Origin of the sequence: Kocuria salsicia (genome assembly GCF_039532055.1) — a bacterium.
GTDB classification, from domain to species: domain Bacteria; phylum Actinomycetota; class Actinomycetes; order Actinomycetales; family Micrococcaceae; genus Kocuria; species Kocuria salsicia.
On record NZ_BAAARF010000012.1, the window covers coordinates 74085 to 89785 of the forward strand.

Sequence of the window (15701 nt, forward strand, 5' to 3'; positions counted from 1 at the left end):
CCGCTCGCAGCACGGCACCGCTCGCCGGGCGGCGCCACTGGCAGCAGGACCGTCCCTCACAGCAGGACGGTTGCGAACTCCCCGGTCTGCTCGAAGCCCACGTGGCGGTAGGTGGCCAGGGCCGGGGCGTTGAAGGAGTTCACGTAGAGGCTCACCACCGGGGTGCGGACACGGGCGAGGGCCACGGTGGCCGCCATGCACGGCACGGCCAGACCGCGGCCGCGGTACCGGGGGTGGATCCACACGCCCTGGATCTGGCAGACGCGCCCGTGCCGGGAGCCGACGTCCGCCTTGAACACCACGGTGCCGTCCTCGTCGCACAGCACCGCGGTGCGACCCTCCGCGAGCAGCGAGCGCACGCGTCGTCGGTAGCCCTCGGCCCCGCTGGTCAGCGGCGAGTAGCCCACCTCCTCGGTGAACATCGCCACGGCGGCGGGAAGCACCCGGTCGAACTCCTCGGGTCCCGCCCAGCGCACGCGCGAGGCCGTGCCACCGAGCAGAGCCGGGGCGGGGTCCCGATCCATCACGAGCAGGGGCTGGTGGGCGCGGACGTCGAACGGTGCGGGCCAGTTCTCCCGCACCCGGTCCCACAGCCCCAGCACGGGCTCGGCCGGGCCGAAGACGGAGGCGAAGCGGGGCCCGCCGCGCAGCAGGAGGTCCGCGACGAGGTCCGTTCCCCGCTCGTCGAGGGCGATCGGGACGACGTTCGTGCCCACCCAGCACGCCCCCTCGAGCCGGCCGTCCGGGCCCCGCACGCCGTAGACGGGCGGCGTCGCACTGCCGCCGTCACGGATGCGCTCCACGTGGGCGGCCACGAACACCGAGGACACGGCGTGCTCGTCGAGCAGCCGGTCCAACTCCCCCCGGCCCACGGCGGCGGGCGGGAGCAGCCTCGGGTCGCGGCGTCGGATCACCCGGCGGTCACGACCGGGGCACCCTCGACGGGCTGGCCGTTCTCGTCCACGCCCATCTCCTCGGCCATCTCGTTGGCCTGGGCGAGCAAGGTCTCCACGATCTGGTCCTCGGGAACGGTCTTGATGACCTCGCCGCGGACGAAGATCTGGCCCTTGCCGTTGCCGGAGGCCACGCCGAGGTCCGCCTCACGGGCCTCCCCCGGTCCGTTGACGACGCAGCCCATCACGGCCACGCGCAGCGGCACCGTGAGGTGGGCGAGACCCTCGTTGACCTCTTCGGCGAGCTTGTAGACGTCCACCTGGGCGCGCCCGCACGAGGGGCAGGAGACGATCTCCAGCTTGCGGGGGCGCAGCCCCAGGGACTGCAGGATCTGGTTGCCCACCTTGACCTCCTCCACCGGCGGCGCGGAGAGGGAGACGCGGATGGTGTCACCGATGCCCTGGGAGAGCAGGATGCCGAACGCGGTGGCGGACTTCACCGTTCCCTGCAGCGCCGGCCCGGCCTCGGTCACGCCGAGGTGCAGGGGCCAGTCCCCCCGCTCGGCCAGCAGCTGGTAGGCGCGGACCATGGTCACGGGGTCGTTGTGCTTCACGGAGATCTTGAAGTCGTGGAAGTCGTGCTGCTCGAACAGCGAGGCCTCCCACACGGCGGACTCCATGAGCGCCTCCGGGGTGGCCTTGCCGTACTTCTGCAGCAGCCGCTTGTCCAGGGAACCGGCGTTGACGCCGATGCGGATGGAGACCCCCGCCGCCTCCGCGGCGCGGGAGATGCCCTCGATCTGGTCGTCGAACTTGCGGATGTTGCCCGGGTTCACGCGAACTCCCGCGCACCCGGCGTCGATGGCCGCGTAGACGTACTTCGGCTGGAAGTGGATGTCCGCGATCACCGGGATCGGGGACTTCATGGCGATGATCGGCAGGGCGTCCGCGTCGTCCTGGGACGGGCACGCCACGCGCACGATGTCGCAGCCCGCGGCGTTGAGCTCCGCGATCTGCTGCAGCGTGGCGTTGATGTTCGTCGTGGGAGTGGTGGTCATCGACTGGACGCTGATGGGGCTCTGCGAGCCGACACCCACCGAGCCCACGCGGATCTGGCGGGTCGGGCGCCTGGGTGAGAGGACCGGCTGGGGTGCCGCCGGCATGCCGAGGTTGACCGAGGTCACGAATTTCCTCCAGGGAATTTGGCGTGCGGGGCCCGCGACACGCGCCCCGTGGGAAAGACTTCCCCCATTGTGCCCCACTCGTCCGACACGCGGCAGCCGCGCGTGACCCGCCGAACACCACGACGCCCCGGCAGCGCACAGGCTGCCGGGGCGGCGTCGGGAACTCGCGGGGGCGCCTCAGCGGCGCATGATCCTGCGCGCGAGCCAGTTGCCGAAGAACTGCACCAGCTGGACCAGGATGATGATCACGATCACCGCGGCCCACGTCACCTGGTCGTTGAAGCGCTGGTAGCCCAGGCGCAGGGCGAAGTCACCCAGGCCGCCGGCGCCGATCGCGCCCGCCATCGCGGACATGTCCGTGATGCCGATGACCAGGAACGTGTAGCCCAGGACCAGCGGGCCCAGTGCCTCGGGCAGGATCACCGTGGTGATGATCTTCCAGCGCGAGACGCCCATGGAGCGGGCCGCCTCGATCACGCCGGGATCCACCGTCATGAGGTTCTGCTCCACGATCCGCGCCACCGCGAAGGTGGCCCCGATGGTCATGGCGAAGATCGCGGCGTTGGGGCCCAGCCGGGTCCCCACCACGCTCTCCGTGAGCTTGCCGAGGGCGGCCAGCAGGATGATGAACGGGATCGGGCGCACGAAGTTCACCAGGAGGTTCAGGACGGTGAAGACCGCCCCGTTCTCCATGATGCTTCCTCGCCGGGTCACGTAGAGCCCCATGCCCACGGCCAGGCCGATGAACCCGGCCAGCACGAGGGTCACGGTGACCATGTAGAGCGTGAGCCCCGTGGCGCTCAGCAGCTGCGGTGCCAGTGTGGACCACTCCATCACTCAGCCACCTCCTCAACCTTGGTGACCGCCCGGAGGGCATCGACGGTCCGTTCGACGGCGTCCGGCGGGCCCGTGAGGGACAGCGTGAGCGTCCCGAAGGACCTGGACTGCAGGATGGAGATCCCTCCGAAGGCGATGTTGAAGCGCACGTCCGTGCGTGCTGCGTCCGAGAGCACCTCGCCGATCCGGTTCTGGTCGCGCACGTCCACCATGACCAGCCGTCCCGGGTGCTCGCGGCGCAGCTTCTCGACCTCCGCGGCGTTGGGCACCGTGTGCATCACGGAACCCACGAACTTGCGGGTGGTCTCGGCCTGCGGGTGCGCGAAGACGTCTGCGGTGGTCCCCACCTCGACCACGCGACCGCTGTCCATCACGGCCACGCGGTCTGCGATGGCACGCACCACGTCCATCTCGTGGGTGATGAGCACCACGGTGATCCCCAGTTCGCGGTTCACCCGGCGCAGCAGCGCGAGAACCTCCTGCGTGGTCTCGGGGTCCAGCGCGGAGGTGGACTCGTCCGCGAGCAGCAGCTCGGGGTTGGACGCGAGCGCCCGGGCAATGCCCACGCGCTGCTTCTGCCCGCCCGAGAGCTGCTCCGGGTAGTTGCGGGCCCGCTCGGTGAGCCCCACGAACTCGAGCAGCTCCGTGACACGTGCCCGGCGCTCCTCGGGCTTCCACCCCGCCCGGCGCAGCGGGTACTCGATGTTCCCGGCCACGGTGCGCGAGGTGAACAGGTTGAACTGCTGGAAGATCATCCCGATGTTGTGGCGCACGGAGGCGAGCTGGGTCTCCGACCGGCCGCTGACCTGCTGGCCACCGACCTCCAGGGTGCCGGACGTGGTGGTCTCCAAACCGTTGATCAGCCGCACCAGGGTGGACTTTCCCGCGCCCGAGTAGCCGATCACGGCGAAGATCTCCCCGCGCTTGACGTCCAGGGTCACACCGTCCACGGCGGTGACCTCACGGGGGCGTCGCTTGGGCCCGGTGGTGAAGACCTTGCTGACGTCGCGGAAGCTGACCAGGGTGTCCCCGGCGGCGGGGGCTGCACTCACTTGGTCTGGTCCTTCAGGTCCTGGGAGTAGCGCGTGAGGAGGTCCTTGAGCTCCTGCTGGTCCACCTTGGTGGGGACCGCGGTGCCCTTGGTCTCCTTCTTCTCGGCCTCCTGGACCTTGTCGTCGTAGTAGAACCCGGCGACCTTCTTCAGGGTCTCGTCGTCCGCGTTGGCCTCGGTGGACGCGAAGATGTTGTCGTACACCTTGGCGCTGTCCGCCGTGGGGTCGTCCTGGGCCAGCGCGGACTTGGGCTCGAGATTGGCACGGTCGAGGAAGTCGTTGTTCACCACGGAGGCGGCCACGGAGTCCATCGAGAGCACGGTCTGCTCCGCAGAGACCGGGCGCACCTTGATCTTGGACTTGTCCGTATCCACGTCCTGCTCGGTGGGGGCGATCGTGTCCTTCGTGAAGCTCACCAGACCCTGCTGCTTGAGCAGGTTCAGCGAGCGGGAGAGGTTGATCGAGTCGTTGGGAACCGCGATCTCGTCCCCCTGCTTGAAGTCGTCAACGGACTTCAGCGTCTTGGAGTACAGCCCCAGCGGGAAGATGGAGGTGGAGCCCACCGGGGTGATGGTGTCCCCGGAGTTGTTGTTGTAGTCCGCGAGGTACGCGATGTGCTGGAACCAGTTCATGTCGATGTCGCCGCTCTTCAGCGCGGGGTTCGGCTGGCTGTAGTCGCTGAAGTCCACGAACTCCACGGTGACGTCGTTCTCGGCGGCCACTTCCTTGAGGGCGTCCTGCACCGGCGTGGCCCCCACGATGCCGATGGTGATCTTGCCGTCCGCGGCCGGGTCCGTGTTGTCGGACCCGCCACCGCACGCGGTCAGGGAGAGGCCCAGGGTGGTGGCCAGAACGAGGGGAATCAGACGCTTGGTTCGCATGATCGTGCCTTTCCAGGGTCGGGAGTGGTTGCGCCGCGCAAACGGTCCCGCACTGGACGGAGGGTGCAGATCAGGCATGTGCCATTTCAGAGAAAAACCGCACTTGCCGTGATCGCATCGAATCGCGGCCGGATGGTCATCTGGGGCACCCCGCTACGGGAGAGGGTTGCCGTCCGGCCAGCCAGAGCTACGCGCCGGATCTCGTCATCCGCACAGAATCGTAGCACGCGACGTGTGACGAACCGTGACGCCCCGGGACCTCAACGGCGCCCCGCAATGCGCTCGTCCGCGACACGGCGGGCCCACTGCTCGGCGGCCAGGACGTCCTCGAGACCCGGCTGCGCGACGACGTCGTGCTCCCCCAGCACCCACTCGACCATGTCCACGATCTCCGTGAAACCCAGCTGCGAGCGGTGGAAGGCGTGGACGGCCTGCTCGTTGGCCGCGTTGAACACCGCCGGTGCCGTGCCGCCGGTGGTTCCCGCGCTCTTCATGAGCTCCACGGCGGGGAACGCCACCGGGTCCAGCGGCTCGAAGGTCCACTCGGCCGCCCGCGTCCAGTCGCACGCGGCGGCCGCGCCCGGCACACGGTGGGGCCAGCCGAGGCCGAGCGCGATGGGAAGGCGCATGTCCGGCGGCGAGACCTGCGCGAGGGTGGAGCCGTCCACGAACTGGACCATGGAGTGCACCACGGACTGCGGGTGGACGGTGACGTCGATCCGCTCCAGCGGCACGTCAAAGAGCAGGCTCGCCTCCAGCACCTCCAGGGCCTTGTTCACCATGGTCGCGGAGTTGGTGGTCACCATCACGCCCATGTCCCACGTGGGGTGGCGCAGCGCCTGCTCGGGGGTCACCTCCGCCAGCTGCGCGCGCGTCATCCCGCGGAACGGACCGCCGGAGGCCGTCAGCACCAGGCGGTCCACCTCCGCGGCCGTGCCGGAGCGCAGCGCCTGGGCGATCGCGGAGTGTTCCGAGTCCACCGGGATCAGGGCGTCCTCGAGTCCTGTGGCCGCGGCTGCGCGTTTCACGAGCGGGCCGCCGGCGATCAGCGACTCCTTGTTGGCCAGCGCCACCCGCCGACCCGCCCCGAGGGCGGCGAGCGTGGGAGCGAGTCCGATGCTGCCGGTGATCCCGTTGAGCACGAGGTCCGCGCCCTCCCACGCCGCGATCCGCTCCGCGGCGTCCGAGCCGTGCAGGATCTCGGGCACGGGCGACGACGACGCGCGGGCGGCGGCCGTGAGCGCCTCGCGCAGGCGGGCGGCGTCGTCCGCGGAACCGCTCGTACCCACGGCCCGCACCCGGAAGGCGACGGCCTGGCGGGCCAGCAGATCCAGGTTGGACCTGCCTGCAGCGAGGGCGACGACTTCGAACGGCGAGTGACCTACACCCTCCCCCGGCCTGCGCAGCCCGGCGGCCTCCGCGACGACGTCCAGGGCCTGCGTGCCGATGGAGCCCGTGGACCCCAGGATCACCAGGCGGCGGGGGGCATCCCTGGTGGCGGCGTCGAGGTCGGGGGTCATGGCGCGGGTCTCAGTCATGCCCCCAGTATCCCGCGTGCTCGGCCCCTGGCACGCACGCGGACCCGCCCGGGTGCGGACACGGCCTGGGGCACGGATACGGACCCGGGTACGGAACAAGGGCGCCACCCGGAGGTGACGCCCTTGTTCGCTGGGTCAGTGCGACCGCTGTGGACTCAGCGGCGACGGCCGGCCACGAAGCCGTAGATCAGCAGCACGATGATCGCGCCGATCACGGACGTGATGATGGTGCCGAAGCTGATTTCGTCGATACCGGCGTGCAGACCGGGAATGATGGACCCGATCCAGCCACCGAGGAACGCGCCCACGATGCCGAGGATGATGGTGACGATGATCCCGCCACCCTGCTTGCCCGGAAGGATCAGCTTGGCGAGAGCGCCCGCGATCAGACCGAGGATGATCCAGCTGAAAATGCCCATGTCTCCACCTCTAGTTACGTTTGTCACACATGCGGGTGTCCGCTGTGATCGTATTCAGGGAACCACCATCATTCTACTACTTGTTTCCGGCGTAAGGACACAGGTCACAGGGTGGTGTAGCACACGCTCCCGCCCTGCGGACGACAGCCGCGGAGCCTGGAGGCAGCGCCCCCGGTCAGTGGTTGACGGCCTTCTCCGCGCCCACGCCGGTGAGGGAGCGAACCTCCATCTCCGCCTGCTTCACCGGATCCTCCCTGCGGCGCTCCGTGATCGAGCCGATGAACCCGAGCAGGAAGGACGCCGGGATGGAGATGATGCCCGGGTTGGACAGCGGGTAGATGGCGAAATCAGCGTCCGGGAGCATCGAGGTCTCCGAGCCGGACATCACCGGCGAGAAGACGATCAGCACCACGGAGAGGATCAGACCTCCGTACATGGACAGCACCGCCCCGCGGGTGGTGAAGCGCTTCCAGTACAGGGAGTAGAGGATCGTCGGCAGGTTCGCGGAGGCCGCAACGGCGAAGGCGAGGGCCACGAGGAACGCCACGTTCTGCCCCTGGGCGCCGATGCCGCCGAGGATCGATATCACGCCGATGATCACCACGGTGGTCTTGGCCACGCGCAGCTCCTGCCGGGGGTCCGAGTTCCCCTTCTTGATCACGGAGGTGTAGATGTCGTGCGCGAACGACGCCGACGCCGTGATGGCCAGGCCCGCGACCACGGCCAGGATGGTGGCGAACGCCACCGCCGCGATGAGACCCATGAGCACGGAACCGCCCAGTTCGTAGGCGAGCAGCGGGGCTGCCGAGTTCACACCACCCGGTGCCGACTTGATCCGGTCCGAACCGATCAGCGCAGCCGCACCGAAGCCGAGCACCAGGGTGAAGAGGTAGAACAGGCCGATCAGCGAAATCGCCCAGACCACGGACTTGCGGGCTTCCTTGGCGGTGGGCACCGTGTAGAAGCGCATCAGCACGTGCGGCAGACCCGCGGCTCCGAGCACCAGGGCGAGGCCCAGGGAGATGAAGTCGAGCTTGGAGATCTCGCTCACGCCGTACTTCAGCCCGGGCTCGAGCATCGCCGGGTTGTTGTTGGTCTCCACCGCCGCCCCGAGGATCGAGGAGAAGTTGAAGCCGAACATGGCCAGGATCCACACGGTCATCACGGCCACGCCGGTCACGAGCAGGCACGCCTTGATGATCTGCACCCACGTGGTGCCCTTCATGCCGCCCACGAGCACGTAGACGATCATGATGACGCCCACGATCACGATCACGAGCGACTGCCCGGCCTTGGAGCCGATGCCCAGCAGCAGGGAGACGAGCGCGCCCGCTCCAGCCATCTGGGCCAGCAGGTAGAAGAACGTCACGGCCAGCGTGGAGATGGAGGCCGCCACGCGCACCGGGCGCTGGCGCAGCCGGAACGAGAGCACGTCCGCCATGGTGAACTTGCCGGTGTTGCGCAGGGGCTCGGCGATCAGCAGCAGCGCCACGAGCCACGCGACGAAGAAGCCGATCGAGTAGAGGAAGCCGTCGTAGCCCTGCAGGGCGATCGCTCCCACGATGCCCAGGAACGAGGCGGCGGAGAGGTAGTCGCCCGCGATGGCCAGCCCGTTCTGCGTTCCCGAGAACGAGCGGCCGCCGGCGTAGTAGTCCGCCGCGGTGGCCGTGGACTTCGAGGCCCGGATCACCACCACGAGCGTCACGAGTACGAACGAGACGAAGATGGAGATGTTGATCGCCGGGTTGCCCACGGTGGAGGTGGGCGTGTCCGCGAGCGGGACGAGCGGCAGGGACAGTGCGGGGACGGCGATCATGGCCGGGCCTCCTGGGTGGTCTCAGCCCGGTGGGACTGCTGGGATTCGAGGTCCTCGCGCAGCGCGGTGGCCTGCGGGTCGAGCGTGCGGTTCGCGAAGCGCACGTAGGCGGCGGTGATGCCGAACGTGGTCACGAACTGCAGCAGGCCCAGGACGAGTCCGAGGTTGATGTTCCCGGCCACTCGCGTGGACATGAAGCCCGGGGCGTAGATGGCCAGCACCACGTAGAGCAGGTACCAGACCAGGAACGCCACCGCGAGGGGGAAGACGAACGAACGGTGGGTGGAGCGCAGCCGCTGGAACTCTGTCGAGCGCTGCGCTGCGGGGAAGTCGATGCCGGTCGTGGCGACGGAGCCGTTCGGATCGACAGGGGGCGTGGACGCCATGGTGTGCCTCCTTGTGTGATGAGGAACACAGTACGGTCTGTGTATCCAAAGACACAGTGGCGCCGGTCAATGATGCAAAAAATCCGCGATATGACGCGGATTAGTTAGGGGACCTCACTAAATCACTAACATCTGTGTATACACAGATGCCGGGGGCGTCCGGTCACGCGCGGGTGCGCAGGGCCAGCACGAACTCCACCGCGCGGTCCAGGAACGCGTCCACCTGCTGCTCCTCGTAGCAGCGCTGCCCCTGCGCGGAGCGGAAGACCGCCTCCCGCAGCATCCGGGGGTCCACCTCCGGCGCGCTGCGCAGCTGCTCCACGAGCCGGTCGCACAGCACGTCCACGTCCGCCACGGCGTAGCCGGGCGTGCGGTGCGTGGCGGGGCGCCGGAAGCGCTGCGTCCGGGGCCGGTTCAGCCGGCCGAGCAGCAGCTCCCCCAGCAGCTCCACGTGCTCGTCCCAGCGGGCCACCCCGTGCTCCGCCACGAAGGCGCGCTGCTCCTCGGCGAAGATCGCGTCCTCGAGCTCGTCCAGGTGGGGATCCACCACGGCGGGATCGTAGCCGCCGCGGACCCTGTCGAAGACGCGCTCCCGGATCTGTCGGCTGCCCACGTGCCGCACGCCGTCGGCGTCGGGCACCCCGTCCCCGGCGGTCTCCCGGTACTCCCGGGACCCGTCCTCCGCGGCCCGCAGGGCGCGCACACGGGCCAGGAAGTCGTCCACCTGCGCGGGGTCGTACCCCCAGGCGTGGTCCGCCACCCGCTCGAAGCGGGGCTGCTGCGTGGTCATGTGGGGCCCTTTCCGTCCGTGCGCGGGCGGGTGGCGGCCGTCGCCGCCGTCCGCCCACGGCTCATCCCAGGACGCTGAACAGTTCGAAGATGACGTAGCCGGTGATCACGGCGAAGAGGATGGAGTCGATCCGGTCCATCACGCCGCCGTGCCCGGGCAGCAGCGTTCCCATGTCCTTGATGCCGATCTCGCGCTTGACCATGGACTCGGAGAAGTCCCCCACGGTGGCCACGGCCACGACCGCCACGGCCAGCACGGCGCCCTGCCACCAGGGAATTCCGAGCAGTAGCACCGCGCACAGCACGCCCACCACCACGGCACCGCCGAGCGATCCCGCGAAGCCCTCCCAGGACTTCTTGGGGGAGATCTTGGGGGCCATGGGGTGCTTGCCCCACACCACGCCCACGGCGTAGCCGAAGGTGTCGGAGCTGATGGCCAGCAGGATCACCGTGAGCACCTTCTGGGGCCCGTCCGGCGAGTGGTACAGCAGCACCGCGGTGCTGAGCAGGAAGGACGCCCACACGAGGGCGAAGATGGAGCCCATCATGGACAGCATCATGCCGTCGCGGGAGCCGAAGGCGCGCCACACCACCACCAGGGTCACGGAGAGCACGAGGGCCATGGACAGCCACTCGGCGCCCCCGAAGAACGCGGCGAGCGGCATGGCCACGGCGGCCAGCACGGCCGGGACCTTGGGGATCTGCACCCCCTTGTAGGTCAGCGACCGTGCGATCTCCCACACACCGATGCCGGCGGCGGCGCCAGCGAGCAGCGCGAGCACGAGGGGCACGAAGAACAGCCCCGTGACGAGCGCCCCGATGAGCACCACCGCCACCGCGATGGCGGCCGGGAGGTTGCGCCCGGCACGGGAGGGCGCCCTGTGCTCGGTGCTGCGCTGGAACGGGCGCGTGAGAACCTGTCGCAGCAGCCCCGTGGACACGAGCGGCTCGCGCTGGGAGGAGTGGGCGTCCGAGCCCCCGCCGGACGGGGACGCGGCACGGTTCGCGGCGTCACCCTGGTCAGGGGGTGGCGGGGAGAGCGGAGAGTCGGCTGAGGGCATCAGGCGCCGAGGAGTTCGGCTTCCTTGTTCTTGAGCAGCTCGTCGATCTGGTCGATGTGCTTCTTGGTGACGGCGTCGAGGTCCTTCTCCCCCCGCTTGCCGTCGTCCTCGCCGACCTCGCCGTCCTTGACGAGCTTCTCGATGGCCTCCTTGGCGTGACGGCGGATGTTGCGCACGGACACGCGGCCCTCCTCCGCCTTGGTGGAGACGATCTTCACGTACTCCTTGCGGCGCTCCTCGGTGAGCTCGGGCATGACCACGCGGATCACGTTGCCGTCATTGGCGGGGTTCGCGCCGATGTCCGAGTCCCGCAGGGCCTTCTCGATGTCGTTGAGCGCCGAGCGGTCGTACGGGGTGATGAGCAGGGTGCGCGCCTCGGGGGTCTGGAAGGAGGCGAGCTGCTGCAGCGGGGTGGGCGTGCCGTAGTAGGACACGAGCAGGCCGGAGAACAGCGCCGGGTTGGCGCGGCCGGTGCGCACGCTGGAGAAGTCGGTCTTGGCGGCGTCCACCGCCTTGTCCATCTTGGTGGTGGCATCCGAGAGGACGTCTGAAATCACGGCTGGTTCTCCTTTGGCATGGCCGGCCCGCGGGAGCGCGACCGGTGGCGTCGGTTCGTTGTCTCCACTCTAACGGGCTGGACCCCCGCGCCGCTCGCGGCACCGTCCGGGGAACCACCGTTGGCGGCGACGTCGACGGCACGGCGGCCAGCGACGTCACCGCACAATGTCGCGGCGTCAGCGGGTCACGGGGTGACCAGCGTGCCGATCTCCTCGCCCAGCACCGCGCGGGTCACGTTCCCCGCCCCCTCCATGCCGAAGACCCGCATGGTGACGTTGTTGTCACGGCACAGCGCGAACGCGGTCTGGTCCATCACGCGGATGTCTCGGGCAAGGGCTTCGTTGTAGGTCAGGCTCGCCAGGCGCTCGGCGGCGGGGTCCTTGCGAGGATCGGCGGTGTACACGCCGTCCACACCGTTCTTGGCCATCAGGACCTCCGTGGCGTGCACCTCCAGTGCGCGCTGTGCGGCCACGGTGTCCGTGGAGAAGTAGGGCAGCCCGGCGCCGGCACCGAAGATGACCACGCGGTCCTTCTCCATGTGCCGGATGGCGCGGCGCGGGATGTAGGTCTCGGCAACCTGCTCCATCTTGATCGCGGACTGCACACGGGTGTCCACGCCGCACTGCTCCAGGAAGTCCTGCAGGGCGAGGCAGTTCATCACGGTGCCGAGCATGCCCATGTAGTCCGCGCGGGAACGGTCCATCCCGGCCTGCGAGAGCTCGGCGCCGCGGAAGAAGTTGCCGCCGCCCACCACGATCGAGGTCTCCACGCGGCCCACCGTCGCGGCGATCTGCTCCGCGATCTGGCGCACCACGGTGGTGTCCACACCCACGCTGCCGCCGCCGAAGACCTCGCCCGAGAGCTTCAGCAGCACGCGACGACGTGCCGGCGCTCCCGGACGCACCTCCCGGCTCATGCGGATGGCCTCGTCCTGGGGCTCGGATTCGTTGGTGGTGGGCATGGAACCTCCCGGGGCCGGTGTGTCGTCAGGGTGCTTCCCCGGGCACCACCCCCGTGTGTCGTGACGGGGTGCCCGTGAGAGCGGCCGGCGCGTGGCAGACCGCCCACCAGCATACAGAAACGGCGGGGCCCCACCGGTCTTCCGGCAGGGCCCCGCCGTCGCGGGGTGCGGTGCGCGGACGGTCTCCCGTTCACGACGCCGCTACGTCCGCCGCGCACGTCACCTCGGTGGTGCACGCGGCGGACGCGGTGGTGAGATCAGGCTCCCACGCGGAACCGCGCGAACGCGGTGGCGGTGGCGCCGGCCTCGGAGAGCACCTGGCCCACGGACTTCTTGGAGTCCTTCGCGAAGTCCTGGTCCACGAGCACGACGTCCTTGTAGTAGCCCTTCAGGCGACCCTGGACGATGTTCGGGATGATCTTGTCCGGCTTGCCCTCGTTGCGGGCGGTCTCCTCGGCCACGCGCTTCTCGTTCTCGACCGTCTCGGCGGGAACGTCCTCCTCCGAGAGGAAGGTCGGGGACATCGCGGCGATGTGCACGGCGACGTCGTGCGCGGCGGCCTCGGCGTCGGCACCGGACACGGCCAGCAGGACACCCACCTGGGCGGGGAGGTCCTTGGAGGTCTTGTGCAGGTACACGGCCACGTAGTCGCCGGCCACGCGGGCCACACGACGCACGACGACCTTCTCGCCCAGCAGCGCACCGGTCTCGGTGACGAGCTCGGAGACGGTCTTGCCGTCCACCTCGGTGGCCAGCAGGGACTCGAGGTCCGCGGCGTCAGCGGCCACGGCGGCGTCGAGCACCTTGTTGCCGAACTCCACGAACGGCGCGGACTTGGCCACGAAGTCGGTCTCGGAGTTGACCTCGACCATGTAGCCCACGTTGTTCTCCGCGCGGGCGACGATGATGCCCTCGGCGGTGGAACGGCCCTCGCGCTTGGTGACGCCCTTGAGGCCCTTCACGCGGATGATCTCCAGGGCCTTCTGGGTGTCGCCGTCGGCCTCGTCCAGGGCCTTCTTGACGTCCAGCATGCCGGCGCCGGTGCGCTCGCGCAGGGCCTTGATGTCAGCAGCGGTGTAGTTCGCCATGTGAACTCCTCTGTTGTCGGTTGTGTCCGCACCGGGCGTCCTCGGACGCCCGGTGCGGTTCCGGTCACCACTGTGGGTCACCGGGAAGAATGGGAGGTGAACACCTCCCGCGGCCTCACTCGGCGGCGGGGGCGTCCTTCTGCTCAGCGGTCTCGGCCGGCTGCTCGGCGGCGGGAGCGGACTCCTCGGCCGGGGCGGCCTGCTCGGACTTCTGCTCCTCGTGCTGCTCGAGCAGCTCGCGCTCCCACTCGGCCATGGGCTCCTCGGCGGCGTTGGACTTGCCGTTGTGGCGCTCCATGAGGCCCTCGGCCACGGCGTCCGCGACCACGCGGGTCAGCAGGGAGACGGAGCGGATGGAGTCGTCGTTGCCCGGGATGGGGAACGCGACCTCGTCCGGATCACAGTTGGTGTCGAGGATCGCGACGATCGGCACACCGAGCTTCTGGGCCTCGTCGACCGCGAGGTGCTCCTTCTTGGTGTCCACGATCCAGATCAGGGACGGGGTCTTGGTGAGGTTGCGGATGCCGCCGAGCGTGCGCTCCAGCTTCTCCTTCTCGCGGCGCAGCAGCAGCAGTTCCTTCTTGGTGTACTGCGAGCCGGCGACGTCGTCGAAGTCGACCTCTTCCAGTTCCTTCATGCGGTCGATCCGCTTGGAGACCGTCTGGAAGTTGGTGAGCATGCCACCGAGCCAGCGGTGGTTCACGTAGGGCATGCCCACGCGGGTCGCCTGCTCGGCGATCGCTTCCTGCGCCTGCTTCTTGGTGCCGACGAAGAGGATGGTGCCGCCGTGGGCGACGGTCGACTTGACGGCCTCGTAGGCCTTGTCGATGAAGCCCAGCGACTGCTGCAGGTCGATGATGTAGATGCCGTTGCGCTCGGTGAAGATGAAGCGCTTCATCTTCGGGTTCCAGCGACGGGTCTGGTGGCCGAAGTGGACGCCGTTGTCGAGCATCTGGCGCATGGTTACGACGGGCATGTCGTCTCCTGTGAGTATCTGACGGCCCGGGGGCCGTCATGGGTTGACGGTTCTCGACCGGCGGTGCCGGTCCCTGGCGCGATGCGGCGGGCCACTCCTTCTCAGAAGGTGCTCGCACGTGCCCCGTACCGAGTTCCCGTGGAACGGGGGTCTCGGACCGAGGGGCACGCACCCGCACGAAGCGTGTTCGTGGTGGGTTCCCTCGCGCGCGAAGTCAGCTGCCCGCCGTTGTTCCCACCCGCGAGCGGGCATGAGGAACCGATGGCAGGGCAACTGCACCGTCCAGTCTAGCGCATCGCGCGGTGTGCCCGCTCCACATCCCGCGGTACGTCGCCGCACGACGACGCCGCGGCGCCAGCCTGGCGGCATGACTCCCTCAGATCCTCCTGTCCCTTCCTCCGGAGCGCCCGTGCCGCAGCCTCGCGCACCGGGGCTGCCGGGTGCCACGGCGCTGGCGCTGCTGCTGCTCCTGGTTCTCGTGCACCCCGGGGCGCTCTCCCCCGCCGCGGCGGCACCTGCGGGCTGGGCGTGGCCCGTGTCCCCGCGTCCCGCCGTGGAACGGCACTTCGAAGCCCCGGCGAAGAAGTGGTTGCCGGGCCACCGCGGTGTGGATCTGCACGCTCCACCGGGCACGGAGGTGCACGCCCCGCAGGCGGGGACGGTGAGCTTCACGGGTGTGGTGGTGGACCGGGAGGTGCTCACGATCGACCACGGGGACGGCCACAAGTCCTCATTCGAGCCCGTCCTGGCCACGGTGGGCGGTGGCGACCGGGTGACCAGGGGTCAGGTGATCGGGAAGGTGGCGGAGCCCGGTCACGGTCCCGGAGGTACGGCCGTCCACTGGGGCGTGCGAGAGGACCGGGAGTACGTCAATCCGTTGCAGTTCGTCGTCGATCTGCGACCCTCGGTCCTGCTGCCCGTGCCGCAGCGGCAGTGAGCGGGAGGAATAGGTCCGGCCAGTTCGAGCCGGAGGGGTGGGGACGGGTCCTGCGGGAAATGGATCCTGCGGGAAGCGGCTGGCGTCTTCGCCAACCGGGCGGAGACGCCGCTCGGACGGGGTCAAAGAAATCGCCCTCCCGCCGGGCGAGATACCTGGCGGGAGGGCGGTGCGCGTAGGGCGGGTGGGGCTTGAACCCACGACCCAAGGATTATGAGTCCTCTGCTCTGACCAGCTGAGCTACCGCCCCTCGTGACGACCCGAAGGCCGCCGCACCACGGTACCCCACCGTGACCTCCGGTGGTGCGCCACGGGGCCGGGCTCG

Annotated in this window: 16 protein-coding genes, 1 tRNA gene and 1 riboswitch; of the genes, 1 reads left to right on the top strand and 16 read right to left on the bottom strand. The window is 69.3% G+C overall.

What is annotated here, in order from left to right; all coding sequences use genetic code 11:
• Window positions 1–56: 56 nt before the first annotated feature.
• The 15 genes from ABD264_RS10255 to rpsB all read right to left on the bottom strand — a co-directional run bounded on the left by ABD264_RS10255 (window position 57) and on the right by rpsB (window position 14439).
• Entirely contained in the window at window positions 57–914 is an 858-nt protein-coding gene (locus tag ABD264_RS10255; protein ID WP_303106084.1) for a GNAT family N-acetyltransferase, read from the bottom strand.
• Complete coding sequence (gene ispG, locus ABD264_RS10260; RefSeq protein ID WP_055083969.1) at window positions 911–2077, bottom strand: flavodoxin-dependent (E)-4-hydroxy-3-methylbut-2-enyl-diphosphate synthase; 1167 nt, start codon at window positions 2075–2077, stop codon at window positions 911–913. The genes ABD264_RS10255 and ispG overlap by 4 nt, the downstream gene beginning before the upstream one ends.
• 177 nt (window positions 2078–2254) lie before the next feature.
• Window positions 2255–2911 carry a methionine ABC transporter permease gene (locus ABD264_RS10265; RefSeq protein ID WP_094394726.1) on the bottom strand — a complete coding sequence of 219 codons (657 nt, stop codon included), beginning with the start codon at window positions 2909–2911 and terminating at the stop codon, window positions 2255–2257.
• A complete protein-coding gene (locus ABD264_RS10270) occupies window positions 2911–3966 on the bottom strand; it encodes a methionine ABC transporter ATP-binding protein (RefSeq protein ID WP_094393641.1) in 1056 nt (351 codons plus the stop codon). The genes ABD264_RS10265 and ABD264_RS10270 overlap by 1 nt, the downstream gene beginning before the upstream one ends.
• Window positions 3963–4847 (bottom strand): MetQ/NlpA family ABC transporter substrate-binding protein, encoded by an 885-nt coding sequence (locus ABD264_RS10275; protein WP_303106083.1) that lies wholly within the window; start codon window positions 4845–4847, stop codon window positions 3963–3965. The genes ABD264_RS10270 and ABD264_RS10275 overlap by 4 nt, the downstream gene beginning before the upstream one ends.
• 94 nt (window positions 4848–4941) lie before the next feature.
• A riboswitch (SAM riboswitch) is annotated at window positions 4942–5056 on the bottom strand.
• Between the two features lie 51 nt (window positions 5057–5107).
• Window positions 5108–6367: a 1-deoxy-D-xylulose-5-phosphate reductoisomerase gene (gene dxr / locus ABD264_RS10280; protein WP_425554328.1), complete on the bottom strand. Its 1260-nt coding sequence runs from the start codon at window positions 6365–6367 to the stop codon at window positions 5108–5110.
• A 173-nt stretch (window positions 6368–6540) separates the two neighbouring features.
• A complete protein-coding gene (locus ABD264_RS10285) occupies window positions 6541–6804 on the bottom strand; it encodes a GlsB/YeaQ/YmgE family stress response membrane protein (protein ID WP_055083977.1) in 264 nt (87 codons plus the stop codon).
• Between the two features lie 175 nt (window positions 6805–6979).
• Window positions 6980–8620 carry a solute symporter family protein gene (locus ABD264_RS10290; protein ID WP_126875041.1) on the bottom strand — a complete coding sequence of 547 codons (1641 nt, stop codon included), beginning with the start codon at window positions 8618–8620 and terminating at the stop codon, window positions 6980–6982.
• A complete protein-coding gene (locus ABD264_RS10295; protein ID WP_055083981.1) occupies window positions 8617–9006 on the bottom strand; it encodes a DUF485 domain-containing protein in 390 nt (129 codons plus the stop codon). The genes ABD264_RS10290 and ABD264_RS10295 overlap by 4 nt, the downstream gene beginning before the upstream one ends.
• A gap of 163 nt (window positions 9007–9169) precedes the next feature.
• Window positions 9170–9796 carry a hypothetical protein gene (locus ABD264_RS10300; protein WP_145010450.1) on the bottom strand — a complete coding sequence of 209 codons (627 nt, stop codon included), beginning with the start codon at window positions 9794–9796 and terminating at the stop codon, window positions 9170–9172.
• A 61-nt stretch (window positions 9797–9857) separates the two neighbouring features.
• Complete coding sequence (locus tag ABD264_RS10305) at window positions 9858–10856, bottom strand: phosphatidate cytidylyltransferase (RefSeq protein ID WP_344205917.1); 999 nt, start codon at window positions 10854–10856, stop codon at window positions 9858–9860.
• Window positions 10856–11413, bottom strand: coding sequence for a ribosome recycling factor (gene frr / locus ABD264_RS10310; protein ID WP_144942281.1), 558 nt, complete (start codon window positions 11411–11413; stop codon window positions 10856–10858). Before frr ends, ABD264_RS10305 begins: the two co-directional genes overlap by 1 nt.
• 185 nt (window positions 11414–11598) lie before the next feature.
• A complete protein-coding gene (gene pyrH / locus ABD264_RS10315; protein WP_144942448.1) occupies window positions 11599–12330 on the bottom strand; it encodes a UMP kinase in 732 nt (243 codons plus the stop codon).
• Between the two features lie 302 nt (window positions 12331–12632).
• Entirely contained in the window at window positions 12633–13463 is an 831-nt protein-coding gene (gene tsf / locus ABD264_RS10320; protein WP_344205920.1) for a translation elongation factor Ts, read from the bottom strand.
• A gap of 115 nt (window positions 13464–13578) precedes the next feature.
• The gene (gene rpsB, locus ABD264_RS10325) at window positions 13579–14439 is read right to left on the bottom strand and encodes a 30S ribosomal protein S2 (protein ID WP_144942282.1); all 861 of its coding nucleotides are present in this window, start codon (window positions 14437–14439) and stop codon (window positions 13579–13581) included.
• A 409-nt stretch (window positions 14440–14848) separates the two neighbouring features.
• Between rpsB and ABD264_RS10330 the strand changes: the two genes are divergently transcribed.
• On the top strand, window positions 14849–15376 hold the full coding sequence (locus ABD264_RS10330; RefSeq protein WP_238694052.1) for a murein hydrolase activator EnvC family protein: 528 nt from the start codon (window positions 14849–14851) through the stop codon (window positions 15374–15376).
• A gap of 176 nt (window positions 15377–15552) precedes the next feature.
• On the opposite strand, the gene ABD264_RS10335 is transcribed toward ABD264_RS10330, so the two are convergent.
• A tRNA-Ile gene (locus tag ABD264_RS10335) sits at window positions 15553–15626 on the bottom strand.
• Between the last annotated feature and the right edge of the window lie 75 nt (window positions 15627–15701).